General features: G+C 47.3%; 9 protein-coding genes. 6 read left to right on the plus strand and 3 right to left on the minus strand.

Annotation, left to right across the window (positions count from 1 at the left end; all coding sequences use genetic code 11):
- The 5 genes from AC1HCU_RS06820 to hemW all read left to right on the plus strand — a co-directional run bounded on the left by AC1HCU_RS06820 (position 1) and on the right by hemW (position 7,046).
- On the plus strand, positions 1-2,469 hold the full coding sequence (locus AC1HCU_RS06820; RefSeq protein WP_480370675.1) for a glycoside hydrolase family 2 protein: 2,469 nt from the start codon (positions 1-3) through the stop codon (positions 2,467-2,469).
- A 56-nt stretch (positions 2,470-2,525) separates the two neighbouring features.
- The gene (locus AC1HCU_RS06825; protein WP_294072278.1) at positions 2,526-4,313 is read left to right on the plus strand and encodes an alpha-L-fucosidase; all 1,788 of its coding nucleotides are present in this window, start codon (positions 2,526-2,528) and stop codon (positions 4,311-4,313) included.
- A gap of 336 nt (positions 4,314-4,649) precedes the next feature.
- The gene (locus AC1HCU_RS06830; protein ID WP_480370678.1) at positions 4,650-5,423 is read left to right on the plus strand and encodes a glycerophosphodiester phosphodiesterase; all 774 of its coding nucleotides are present in this window, start codon (positions 4,650-4,652) and stop codon (positions 5,421-5,423) included.
- Entirely contained in the window at positions 5,420-5,920 is a 501-nt protein-coding gene (locus AC1HCU_RS06835; RefSeq protein WP_480370680.1) for a phosphohydrolase, read from the plus strand. Before AC1HCU_RS06830 ends, AC1HCU_RS06835 begins: the two co-directional genes overlap by 4 nt.
- 1 nt (position 5,921) lies before the next feature.
- Positions 5,922-7,046: a radical SAM family heme chaperone HemW gene (hemW, locus tag AC1HCU_RS06840; protein ID WP_480371100.1), complete on the plus strand. Its 1,125-nt coding sequence runs from the start codon at positions 5,922-5,924 to the stop codon at positions 7,044-7,046.
- Here hemW and AC1HCU_RS06845 read toward each other — a convergent pair whose 3' ends face one another.
- From AC1HCU_RS06845 to AC1HCU_RS06855, 3 genes are all read right to left on the minus strand, one after another.
- On the minus strand, positions 7,047-8,711 hold the full coding sequence (locus AC1HCU_RS06845; RefSeq protein ID WP_480370682.1) for a formate--tetrahydrofolate ligase: 1,665 nt from the start codon (positions 8,709-8,711) through the stop codon (positions 7,047-7,049). It abuts the gene before it with no gap.
- Between the two features lie 72 nt (positions 8,712-8,783).
- Positions 8,784-10,793 carry an excinuclease ABC subunit UvrB gene (gene uvrB, locus AC1HCU_RS06850; protein WP_480370685.1) on the minus strand — a complete coding sequence of 670 codons (2,010 nt, stop codon included), beginning with the start codon at positions 10,791-10,793 and terminating at the stop codon, positions 8,784-8,786.
- A gap of 31 nt (positions 10,794-10,824) precedes the next feature.
- Positions 10,825-11,928 carry a hypothetical protein gene (locus AC1HCU_RS06855; protein ID WP_480370687.1) on the minus strand — a complete coding sequence of 368 codons (1,104 nt, stop codon included), beginning with the start codon at positions 11,926-11,928 and terminating at the stop codon, positions 10,825-10,827.
- A 143-nt stretch (positions 11,929-12,071) separates the two neighbouring features.
- Between AC1HCU_RS06855 and AC1HCU_RS06860 the strand changes: the two genes are divergently transcribed.
- On the plus strand, positions 12,072-12,431 hold the full coding sequence (locus AC1HCU_RS06860; protein WP_480370690.1) for a diacylglycerol kinase family protein: 360 nt from the start codon (positions 12,072-12,074) through the stop codon (positions 12,429-12,431).
- The last annotated feature ends 5 nt before the right edge of the window (positions 12,432-12,436 follow it).

Raw genomic sequence — 12,436 nt, forward strand, 5'->3', positions numbered from 1 at the left:
ATGAAGCAGTCGAAATATCTGTTTACAATTTTGTTGGTTGGCTGTAATATGCTTGCCGCACTGGGGCAAATCAATTACTCGCAGAAAACAAGATTGAATGATCACTGGGAGTTTTTAAGATCAGACCTGGGCAGTGTGTGGGAGGCGGTACGTCCCGGCTCGGAAGGTTCTCCGGAGAAGGTTCCACTGTGGGAGCAGGTAACACTACCACACTGCTACAATGCTACTGACGCCGTGGATCCGGATCTGAACTACTATCAGGGGCCGGCCTGGTACAGAACGCTTTTATCTGTAGACAACCCTTATAAAGAGGGACGGACCTTGCTCCATTTCGAGGGTGCCGGACAAAAAACCAGGGTCTATATTTACACGGAAGAAGTGGCATCTCACGTAGGGGGCTATGATGAGTGGGAGGCTGATATCACCGATGCGGTGAATCGCTTCCTCTCTTCGGACGATGCCGGTCGCTTTGGAGGAAAAATCCCCCTGTCCGTCCGTTGTGACAACTCGAGGGATACGGAGATGATTCCGTCCGATCTTTCCGATTTCAATCTCTACGGGGGAATATATCGCTACCTGAATCTGGTATATACACCGGCACTGGCTCTCCGGTCTGTACGTGTAGATGCTACTGTCGATGCAAACGGAAAAAATGGAGTGCTGGATATTTTTGCCTCTTTCAATCAAAAGAATCCTACTGGCATCCTGAATGTGAAAATATTCTCGCCGCAGAACAAGCTGTTGAAAGATCAGGATATCCGGCTGGAAAATCTCTCCGGTCAGAAATTGTACTCCTTTTCTTTGAATAAACCGGAATTGTGGGCACCGGAACACCCTTCTCTCTACCGGTGTGAAGTGACATTGAACTCAGAGGCAGGGTCCATGAAAGCGGAAGAGACATTTGGCTTCCGTCATTTCGAGTTTGTCAAAAAAGGCCCATTTAAGCTAAACGGAAAACGGCTGTTGTTGCGTGGTACCCACCGTCATGAAGATCACGCGGGAGTGGCGGCTGCCATGACCGAAGAGATGATCGTGGAGGAGATGGAGATGATGAAATCCATGGGAGTCAACTTTATCCGGCTGGGACACTATCAACAGTCGCGCATCGTGCTTGAGCAGTGCGACCGACTGGGCATCCTGGTCTGGGAGGAGATACCCTGGTGCCGCGGGGGACTGGGGGGCGACCGATATAAGGAGCAGGCACGACGCATGCTGACGAACATGATCGCGCAGCATCGGAATCACCCTTCCGTGATCTTGTGGGGATTGGGGAACGAGAACGACTGGCCCAACGATTTTCCTGAATTTGACAAAGAAAAAATCAGGGCCTTTATGAAAGAGCTTCATCTGCTTTCCCATACACTCGACAATTCGCGACTCACTTCCATCCGGCGGTGCGACTTCTGTAAGGATATCGTGGATGTGTACTCTCCCTCTATCTGGGCTGGCTGGTACAGAGGCATCTACACCGATTACAAAAACGTTTCCTACAACGAAATGCAGAAAACAGATCATTTCCTGCATGTGGAATGGGGAGGAGATAACCACGCTCGTCGCCATGCGGAGGACCCTTACAGCAATCTTGATAAAATTGACAGCGGGGGACAAAAAGCAGATGAACGTGCCGGCGACGCATCGCTCTATGGCGGCACGGCCAGAGCTTCGCGCGATGGAGACTGGAGCGAGACCTATATCTGTGATCTGATAGACTGGCACCTGAAGGAACAGGAGACGATGCCCTGGCTTACCGGCGCTGCCTACTGGCCATTCAAGGACTTCTCCACACCGGTACGTCCCGAAAATCCAGTTCCTTATATGAACCAGAAGGGCGTCGTGGAAAGAGATCTGACTCCAAAAGAGGCATTCTACGTATTTCAGTCCTACTGGACCGAAAAGCCGATGATTCGCATTTACGGACATAGCTGGCCGGTACGCTGGGGCAAGCCCGGCGAAGAGAAGACCATAAAGGTTTACTCCAACTGTGAGGAGGCGGAACTCTTCCTCAACGGACGAAGCATGGGCGTCAGAAAGCGTGATAGTCAGAATTTCCCTGCCGCAGGGCTGCGATGGACCACCTCCTTTGAGCCGGGAAGAAACAGCGTGAAGGTTGTCGGGAAAAAAGGGAAAGAAACAGTGATAGACACCATCACGTTCGATTACGAAACACGTCCTTTTGGCGAACCGGCAAAAATCGTTGCCCGGGTGATCGAAGATACCGATGCATATGCCTGGATAGAAGCGGAACTGCACGATCGGAACGATGTGCCTTGTCTCACAGCGGCCGACTACATCCGTTTTGATGCGACCGGCGACGGAGAGCTGGTAACAAATATGGGTACTTCTACTGGTTCGGGTAAGGTACAGGCATATAACGGACGAGCGAAAATCAGGCTGTTAAAGAAAGGGTCGAAGAGCATCGTATCGGTTAAATCGGGAGGATTGGAAACTGTCTTTATTGAAGTAAAATAGTATCTCCGACTCATGATCCAACTTATTGATTGATTTGAATTTGACAATATATCCAAATGAAGAATAAGACATTTAACCTCGTCCTGATCTGTTTTATATGGATCGTTGCCGCACAGGCACAGGATATGGAAAAAAGATGGGACAAGAATATTTCGAGGAGTGAACATCCCCATATTCAATGGTTTAAACATGCCAAATTTGGCATGTTTATCCATTGGGGACTCTACTCTGAACTAGGAGGAGTATGGAAGAATAGGAACTACTATGGTAGCGGCGAATGGATCATGAATGTGGCAAAAGCAAATGTGGATGCCTATGCGGCTGAAGCAGCCCGCATGGACCTGTCGGAATATGATCCGGCAGAATGGGCCATGTTGGCCAAAAAGGCAGGCATTAAATACGTGGTTGTTACGGCAAAGCATCACGAAGGATTTGCCATGTATGATTCAAAGGTGAGTGATTTTACCATCGTGAAATCCACGAAATATGGCAAAGATCCCATGCTGCCATTATCCCAAAAAATGCGCGAGCAGGGAATTCAATTCGGATTTTATTATTCTCAGTTTCTCGATTGGCACGAGCCCAATGGTGGGGGAAACAGGTGGGACTTCGATGAATCGAAGAAAAACTATCAGGAATATTATACTCGCAAGGCTATCCCCCAGTTGAAAGAATTACTTTCAAATTATGGGCCTCTCGGAATTATCTGGTTCGATATGCCGGGTGGCCTTACCTATGAAGAGACCAGGGAATTGGTCGATACGCTTCGTTTGATCCAGCCAAATTGCCTGTTCAGCAGTCGTGTAGGCCAGGGATTGGGTGATTACCGCGACTTTGGCGATTCTGAGGTTCCTGCCCGCCCTATTCGCGGAGCCTGGGAATCGATCTATACACACAACGATTCGTGGGGATATATTGCACACGATATGAATTTCAAGTCTCCCAAAGAGATCATCCGGCTTCTGGCAGAGGTGGCTTCAAAAGGGGGAAATTTGATGTTGAATGTGGGACCTGACGGGAAGGGTGCTATTCCTGCCTATTCTGCCAGGTATCTCCTGGAAGTAGGGAAATGGCTCGATAAATTCGGAGAAGGAATTTACGAAACAACCTATGGAGAGATACCCGCGCAACCATGGGGCGTTACCACAAGCAAGCCGGGAAAGCTGTATCTGCATATTTTTGATCTGCCCGTGAACCATCAGATTCTGGTGCCGGGAATGAACGTCGACATTCAAAATGTGTATCCGTTAGACTCCGGAGAAAAACTTACGTGGAGCAAAAACAACGAAGATCTTTGCGTTACTCTTCCCTACCTGAGCGATTCCCGCAATACTGTGCTTGTTGTGGAGTATGCAGGCACCCTGACCGACAAATATGATCAACTTCCGGTCACCCTGTCGGCGCAATACAAGCTTAACAAGCTTCTGCCACACGATGCAACAACGGAAGGGGCAACAGCCATCAAATCCATCACGCATAGCGATTATTTTGGCAATTGGAAGCATACTACCTGCTTGACAGAATGGAAAAAGCCGGACGACGCGGCCTGTTTTAATCTTCGGTTTACCGATCCCGGCGATTACAAAATTATTCTCTCATACAATTGCGAAGTTGAAAACAGTCGCCAGGAGGGGGTAATTGAATTTAACCAACAAAGCTATTTATTCCAGACAGTCAGAACGGGAGGGAACTATACAAACAAAGAACCCTTGATGTTTTACGACCATCATATTGCAAACATTACCGTTACCGAACCAGGTATTTATCCCCTTAAAATACATTCATACAAAGAAGGAAATGAGTTATTCAAGTTAAAATCAGTCTTGATAGAACCGGTAGAATGAATGAAACTGTGTTATTTTTGTGGACGATTCACGGTTTTAATGATGCCACATATACCTTGCACAACAACAAAGAAATACAGACAGATAAAGGAATTATCTCTATTAAAATGATCCGCGGAGACATAGCAAAACTGGACTTTTCACTCCATTAATAGACGGTAGTTTGAACAATTATTGTAACTTTAAAAAATTATTCTGCTATAAACGCAAAATATGATTTTTATATGAAACGAGCATGAATTACGAAGTAATCGACTTTGTCAAAATCATTATCATACAAGATCATGACTAATGCGAGTTCCATATGACACCATTGAAAATAAATATTTTAGTCATATGAAACAATTGTTGTTCTTTTTTGCATTCATTCTGTTATTGGGTTCATCAAATCTTACAGGACAGGAAATTATTGCACACCGGGGATACTGGAAAACCGACGGGTCAGCACAAAACTCCATTGCGGCACTAATGAAAGCCGATTCCATCCGGCTTTTTGGATCAGAGGTCGACGTATGGTTATCCTCCGACGGCGTTCCAGTAGTCAATCACGATGCCGATGTCACGCTTGACGGAAAAAAACTGAATGTGCAGGATACCCCATTTGACACACTCAGGAAGGTGAAACTCTCCAATGGAGAAACATTACCTACCATGGAGGAGTATCTCGATGCATTTGCCCAATGCAGGCATATAAAGCTGATTATCGAGTTTAAAGTGCACAAATCCAAAGATAGAGAGAGTTTACTGGCTGAGAAAGTCATGGCTATGGTTCGGGAACGCGGTCTGCAGGAAAAGGTGGAATACATTTCCTTTGGAATTCATTTTGTGCAACAGGTAAGAAGCATAGATCCGCAGGCACCGGTCTATTATCTGAATGGTGACCTCTCCCCGCAGGTGCTGGCTACAATGGATTTGAGTGGCTTTGATTATCATTACAATGTATTATACAAACACCCCGCATGGGTAAGAAAAGCACATGAACTGGGACAAAAAGTGAATGTATGGACGGTGAACAAGCAGGAGGATATTCTGAAAACTATCGACTTAAAAGTTGACTTCATTACCACAGACGAGCCTTTGCTGGTCAGGGAAATATTGCAGAAACAATGAACCTGAACGAACAACTTTACCGTGCCATCCTCCTGGCGATGGCGGCGCACGAAGGTCAACTCGATACACACAACGGTCGCCCCTACATTGAACATCCGTTCCGGGTGATGAATGCCGGACATACGCTTCAGGAGAAGATTGTGGGTATTTTGCATGACGTGGTGGAAGATACATCCTGGACACTGGAGCAACTTGCTGATGAAGGATTCTCCAATGAGATCGTGGAAGGTGTAGATGCCATGACACGACGCGACAACGAATCGTACGATGATTATATCGTCAGGCTACAGGGAAACTCCGTTGCCGTGCGGGTGAAGCTAAACGACCTGACCGACAACATGGATATCCGTCGTTGGAAAGAGGTACAGTACCACGATCTGGCCCGTCTTCAGAAATACCTGGAAGTATATAAACTGCTAACCGAACAGGAACCGACGAACAAAGGGAAACAGACCGATTACACCGGTGAGGCCGGTGAACCACAACAGGAAAAATAAGGTGGCAGGCATCTATATCCATATTCCATATTGCAAGACCCGCTGTACATACTGCGATTTTTATACCCTTACCAACGAATCACAGATAGATACATTTGTGGATGCACTCCGCAGGGAAGCAGAGATGAGGAAGAAAGAGCTTCCCGAAACGGTGAAAACTATCTACTTTGGTGGTGGAACGCCTTCACGGCTTCATCATAATCATTTCGGACAGATATTCGACACCCTTTTCAACCATTACACCATTGATGCCGATGCGGAGATTACTGTGGAAGCCAATCCCGATGACCTTTCAGATGATTATATCAGAATGCTTGCAAAGTTACCGGTCAACCGCCTCAGCATTGGGATTCAAAGCTTCGACGACGCTGAACTGAAGTTTCTGAGCCGGCGTCACTCTTCCCGACAGGCCATCGACGCAGTCAGAAAATGTCAGGAACAGGGTTTCCGTAATATCAGCATCGATTTGATGTACGGGCTGCCGGGGCAGTCATTGGAATTATGGGAGCGAAACCTGGATCAGGCCATCGCACTCGGTACTCAGCATATTTCGGCTTATCATCTTATTTACGAAGAGAAAACCAGGATGTACTCCCTCCTTAAGTCAGGTAAGATCAGACAAGTGGATGAAACAAGCAGTACCGCCATGTTCTCAAAACTGATCGACCGCCTCACAGCCGATGACTTTATTCATTATGAGATCTCTGCCTTCGGCAAGGAAGGTCATTTCTCCCAGCACAACAGCGCCTACTGGCAAAATAAAAAATATGTGGGACTGGGGCCGGCAGCACACTCTTATGATGGCGACAACCGATCCCTGAATGTCACATCGCTCAACCGATATATAAAGGGAATCGAATCGGGCACCCCCGATCGAAATATCGAGCAGCTAAGTCTGAATGAAAAATACAACGAGTTTATTCTTACCGGCCTGCGTACCATGTGGGGCATAAATCTTACAGAACTGAAAAACAGGTTCGGGGAACATTTCCTTCGGTTCTGCATTGAAAATGCACAAAAGTATCTGGATCAAAAACTATTAAACAGGGAAGAAAACACCCTGAAGCTCACCCGCGAAGGTATCTTCATCTCCGATGGCATCATGAGCGACCTGATGCAGGTGTAATCAGCTTAATCCCTCAATCTTTCCATCGATGATATCAATGCGTTTTGCCTGAGGATCGGCAGGCAGACCCGGCATACGCATCATCTCACCGGCAATGGCAACAATAAATTCCGACCCCTGGTTAATGACCAGATCGTTGATCTTGAAACGAAAATCCTTTGCTACCCCGTACCATTTGGGATCGGCAGAAAAGGAGTACTGTGTCTTTGCAATACACACAGGCATCTTTTCGAGCGGAGTACCTTCAATAAAGCGCAGCTTTTTCAACGCAGTTTCACCCAGCACCACATCACGGGCACCATAAATGGTGGTTGCAATCCTGTTGAGTTTGGTTTCTATGCTATCCTCAAGTTTATAAGTAAACTGCAGGTCTCCCGAAGGTTTGTTTTCTATCGCTTCCACTACCGTATTTGCCAGTGCTACTGCTCCATCGCCTCCATCGGTGAATGCCTCGTTCACGGCAAACGAAACACCTCTCTCTACACAGAACTTCCGTATTGTTTCGATTTCCGAAGGTGTATCGAAGGCATATTTATTGAATGCTACGACAACCGACTGGCCAAATGCAGCAAGGTTGGCGAGATGTTTTTCCAGATTGTCAAGTCCTTTTCTCAATCCGTTGATATCGGGAGCCTTGATATCTTTTTCGGGAGTGCCGCCATGCATCTTGAGTCCCTGGGCTGTGACCACGATGACCGTAAGTTTTGGACGCAGTCCGCTCTTGCGACATTTGATATTGAAAAATTTTTCCGCTCCCAAGTCTGCACCAAAGCCGGCCTCCGTGACCACATAGTCACCGTAGGTCATGGCCATTTTGGTTGCCAGCACCGAGTTACATCCGTGTGCGATATTGGCAAACGGGCCACCGTGGACAAATGCCGGTGTATTTTCGGTGGTCTGCACCAGGTTGGGATGGATGGCATCTTTCATCAGTACGGTGATGGCACCTGCCACACCCAGGTCTTTCACCGTAAACGGCTTTCCATTCCGTTTATAGCCCAGCAGAATGTTCTCGATTCGGCGGCGCAGGTCATTTTCATCTTCAGACAGGCAAAGGATGGCCATCAGCTCCGATGCTGCCGTGATATCGAATCCGGCCTCCTGTGGCATGCCATTTCCCGGTCCAAGTCCGGTGACAATGTAACGCAGGCTCCGGTCGTTCACATCCAGTACCCGCTTCCAGAGGACCTCCTTAATATCATCGGACGTACCCTGTACCCGAAAGATATAATTGTCGAGCAGTGCTGAAATGGTATTGTGTGCCGTGGTGACAGCATGAAAATCACCTGTAAAGTGAAGGTTTATGTTCTCCATGGGAAGTACCTGGGCATAACCGCCGCCGGCAGCTCCGCCCTTCATTCCAAAGACTGGCCCCAGTGAAGGTTCGCGGAGGGCGACAATGGCTTTTTTCCCAATTTTATTCAGTCCGAGCGCCAGTCCGATGGAAACTGTGGTTTTTCCAATACCAGCCTTCGTGGGAGTAATTGCAGTGACCAGAATAAGGTTACTTTGGCTTACCCTCTCAGGATTGACCAGCCCGGCAGGGACTTTTGCCATATGTCTTCCGAAGCTGATGATCTCCTCACGTGGTATACCGATGCCTTCTGCAACATCTTTAATTCTTTTCAGTGGTGTCTCTCTTGCTATTTGAATGTCTGATTTCATCTTTACTGATTTACTGATTTATTATTAACATGTTATTCTGTCTTTTCATCTTTTTAGTATTTTATGATCATATCATTTCAGTTTTTCTTCGAGCATTGCCAGTTGATCGCGTAGCTGCGCAGCTTCCAAAAATTCAAGTTTCCTGGCAGCTGCCAGCATCGCCCTGCGGGTTTGCTCTATCATTGTTTTCAGATCGTCTGTCGTGGCGTATTCCCGCAACGGTTCCGCAGCCAAAGTATAATAATCAGGTTCAACATAGGCTTTTGCTTCTGCTGTTGCGCCATATTCCCTGTTCAGGGCAGAAGCATAGCTTTTTCTGATTTGCTGCGGTATGATTCCGCGTGTCTCGTTGTATCTCATCTGTTTTTCACGCCTGCGATTGGTCTCATCGATGGTCATCTGCATGCTTTGGGTAATCTTGTCAGCATAAAAGATCACCTTCCCGTTGACATTCCGGGCAGCCCTTCCGGCTGTTTGTGTGAGTGAACGATGGGAACGTAGAAAACCTTCCTTATCGGCATCCAGCACTGCCACGAGCGACACCTCGGGCAGGTCTAGTCCCTCTCGCAGCAGGTTCACCCCGATCAGTACATCGAACAGGCCGCGTCGCAGATCATCCATGATCTTTACCCGCTCAAGTGTTTCCACATCGGAATGAATGTAATTACAGCGTATGTTGTTACCAGCCAGGTAATCGGTGAGCTCCTCTGCCATGCGTTTGGTCAGGGTGGTCACCAGCACGCGTTCATCCTTCTCTACCCGCTGCTGGATCTCTTCCATGAGATCGTCTATCTGATTGAGGCTTGGACGCACGTCGATGGGCGGATCCAACAAACCCGTCGGACGAATCAGCTGATCTACCACGATACCTTCTGACTTCTCCAGTTCATAGTCGGCCGGCGTGGCGCTCACGAAGATGATCTCCGGCGTAAGTGCCTCAAATTCTTCAAACTTCAGTGGGCGGTTGTCTATGGCTGCGGGGAGGCGGAATCCGAACTCCACCAGGTTAATCTTGCGGGAATGGTCGCCCCCATACATGGCACGGATCTGCGGGATGGTCACGTGGCTCTCGTCGATTACGGTGAGATAATCTTCCGGAAAGAAGTCGAGAAGGCAGAAGGGACGTGTCCCCGGCAGTCGCCCGTCAAAATAGCGTGAATAGTTTTCAATTCCGGAACAATATCCAATCTCCTTGATCATCTCCACGTCGTAAGTTACCCGCTCATAAAGTCGTTTTGCCTCCAGCGGTTTTCCTATTTCCTGGAAGAACTCCACCTGCTTACCCAGGTCGAGTTGAATCTCGTCAACTGCCCTGTTGATACGTTCTTGAGTGGTAACAAAGAGGTTCGCGGGAAAGATGCGATAGGCATCCATCCTTTCCATGGTAACGCCGGTAAGCGGGTCCACCGATTCTATGCTTTCAATCTCATCACCCCAGAAAATTACCCGGATAATATAGTCATGATAGGCCAGAAATACATCTACCGTATCTCCCTTAACCCTAAAATTTCCCCGGTTGAAGTCGGCCGTCTCGTTCCGGGAATAGAGGCTGTTGACCAGCAGCCGTAGCAGCTGATCCCTTTCAAGCGTCTGTCCTACCCGCACGTCGACAGTCGTTTTCTGAAAATCTTCCGGGTTTCCGATACCATAGAGACAGGAAACCGACGACACCACAATCACATCGTTCCGTCCGGAGAGCAACGACGAGGTGGCAGCAAGACGGAGCTTTTCAATCTCATCGTTGATAGAAAGATCCTTCTCAATATAGGTATCGGTGGAGGGGATATAAGCTTCGGGCTGATAGTAATCATAATAGGAAACGAAGTACTCCACCGCATTATGCGGAAAGAAGCTTTTAAATTCACTGTAGAGCTGTGCTGCCAGTGTCTTATTGTGACTTAATACCAGTGTGGGCTTGTTAAGCTGAGCTATGACATTGGCTACGGTAAAGGTCTTTCCCGAGCCGGTCACACCTAACAACGTCTGATAGGGGACCTGCTGCCGGAGTCCTTCAACCAGCGACTTAATGGCTTCGGGCTGATCACCGGTAGGTTTATATTCTGATGTGAGTTGAAAATGCATAGTTGACAAACAAATAAAAAATCATCCCTGTTCAGGGAGCCCCGGGATGAGGTTTGGTTTCATAAATACGAAAAATACGAAAGAGGGAATCCAATTCCAGGTGCACAATGTAACCGGGCACATCTTCCGTTTTTCCATCAAGCAGGAACGATTTTGTAAGTGGTACATTTACCTTGTACACATTGTTAATGGTTTTTTCATACTGCACAGCATTCACATCTGCATCAAACTGCAATATCCCGTCCTGTGTACGTGCGGCAGCCATCAGAAGCTCGCCAGCAATCCTTTCACGTGGAGCTCTGCCCGATTCAAAAAAGCGGTCGACCACTGGTGCCAGGTATCGTCTCAGTCCATCGTGATCCACCTTTGAGAGAGCAATATAGAAACCATTCACTGTCATTCGTATACTGTCGAGGTCGGTCTCATTCACGGGGTAAGACTGAAAGAGCATTTCGTAGCGATCGTTCGCCATGGTAAGATATTCACCACTAAATTCCCCGCTTTGTACCTGTAACATATAATCGGAATAGGCAGCTGCACTGTTCAATTTTAACGCTCCCGCCCAGGAGAGTGAGTCGATCCGTAGCTTCACAAGCGAAGAGTATGGACTACCGGGATACTGTTGCAGGAAATCGCGCAATGCGGAGAGGTTGTCGGTCATCTTCAATTGCTCCCAGTATGTAGCTTCATTTTGCTTTAAGCGCATCATCATTGAATTTGCTTCCTCAAAATGTGAACCGGAAGGATATAATTTCATGTAATCAAGGTAACCTCCCACAGAGTTTGTTTTCAGTGCCCTATCCCAACCACTTCGTTCGAGGTTGCCTTTTCGGATTGTTTCGTTGTATGTAAAAAAAGCACTTGCCAGCAGGAAAGCTGTCAGCATAAACCACAGAAGAGATCTTCCTGTTTTCTTCTTCGGGCGGTATAACTCCTGTGACAACTCCCCGTTATCGTGAATGTTGTCTGACCCGTTGTCTGTATCCGGTTCTCTTTTAGCTATCTGAATCGTCTCCTCTTTCCGTGATTCGGGCAAATCAACCTCATAGTCGGTTCGGATTCTCTTTGTGCAATCTTCACAAAACAGCATTTCCTCCTGTTTATGTTTTCCGCACAAGGGGCATTGTAAGGACATCCTTTACCTGGTTTTTTAGTGTGATTCTATCTTCTTACAAAGATAAAAATGTTTTGCGTATAAATTGGGGTGTCGTGATTGTGAGATTGATTTATCTTGTGGAAATCATTGAATTTTGTACTTTTGAAGAGAATTGTAAACATATGACATACCTAAAAAATAGAATACGTTCTTTCCGCCATGCCATCACCGGGTTATGCTTGTTGTTCCGGGAAACGCCGAATGCACGGATCCAGTTGATAGTGGCCATTGCAGTAGTATCGGTGGGGTTTCTACTACATATTTCATCTGCAGAATGGTTCGCCGTGATTGTAGCCATCGGCTTGGTGCTCGCTCTGGAAGCGATAAACAGTGCAGTGGAAGCACTTGCTGATTATGCCTGTCAAAAGGAGATCCACCCTTCCATTAAAAAAGTGAAAGACCTGGCAGCTGCGGGCGTCCTCATTGCAGCACTGGCTGCGCTGGCTGTGGGCCTCGTAGTGTTTCTTCCCAAAATTATTTAAACTGA

The organism is Proteiniphilum sp. LBM24028 (assembly GCF_056629195.1).

What these genes read in the sequence shown, in the direction of transcription:
- AC1HCU_RS06820 (WP_480370675.1), top strand. Translation starts at nt 1, where the DNA reads ATGAAGCAGTCGAAATATCTGTTTACAATTTTGTTGGTTGGCTGTAAT.
- AC1HCU_RS06825 (WP_294072278.1), top strand. Translation starts at nt 2,526, where the DNA reads ATGAAGAATAAGACATTTAACCTCGTCCTGATCTGTTTTATATGGATC.
- AC1HCU_RS06830 (WP_480370678.1), top strand. Translation starts at nt 4,650, where the DNA reads ATGAAACAATTGTTGTTCTTTTTTGCATTCATTCTGTTATTGGGTTCA.
- AC1HCU_RS06835 (WP_480370680.1), top strand. Translation starts at nt 5,420, where the DNA reads ATGAACCTGAACGAACAACTTTACCGTGCCATCCTCCTGGCGATGGCG.
- AC1HCU_RS06845 (WP_480370682.1), bottom strand. Translation starts at nt 8,711, where the DNA reads ATGAAATCAGACATTCAAATAGCAAGAGAGACACCACTGAAAAGAATT.
- uvrB (WP_480370685.1), bottom strand. Translation starts at nt 10,793, where the DNA reads ATGCATTTTCAACTCACATCAGAATATAAACCTACCGGTGATCAGCCC.
- AC1HCU_RS06855 (WP_480370687.1), bottom strand. Translation starts at nt 11,928, where the DNA reads ATGTCCTTACAATGCCCCTTGTGCGGAAAACATAAACAGGAGGAAATG.
- AC1HCU_RS06860 (WP_480370690.1), top strand. Translation starts at nt 12,072, where the DNA reads ATGACATACCTAAAAAATAGAATACGTTCTTTCCGCCATGCCATCACC.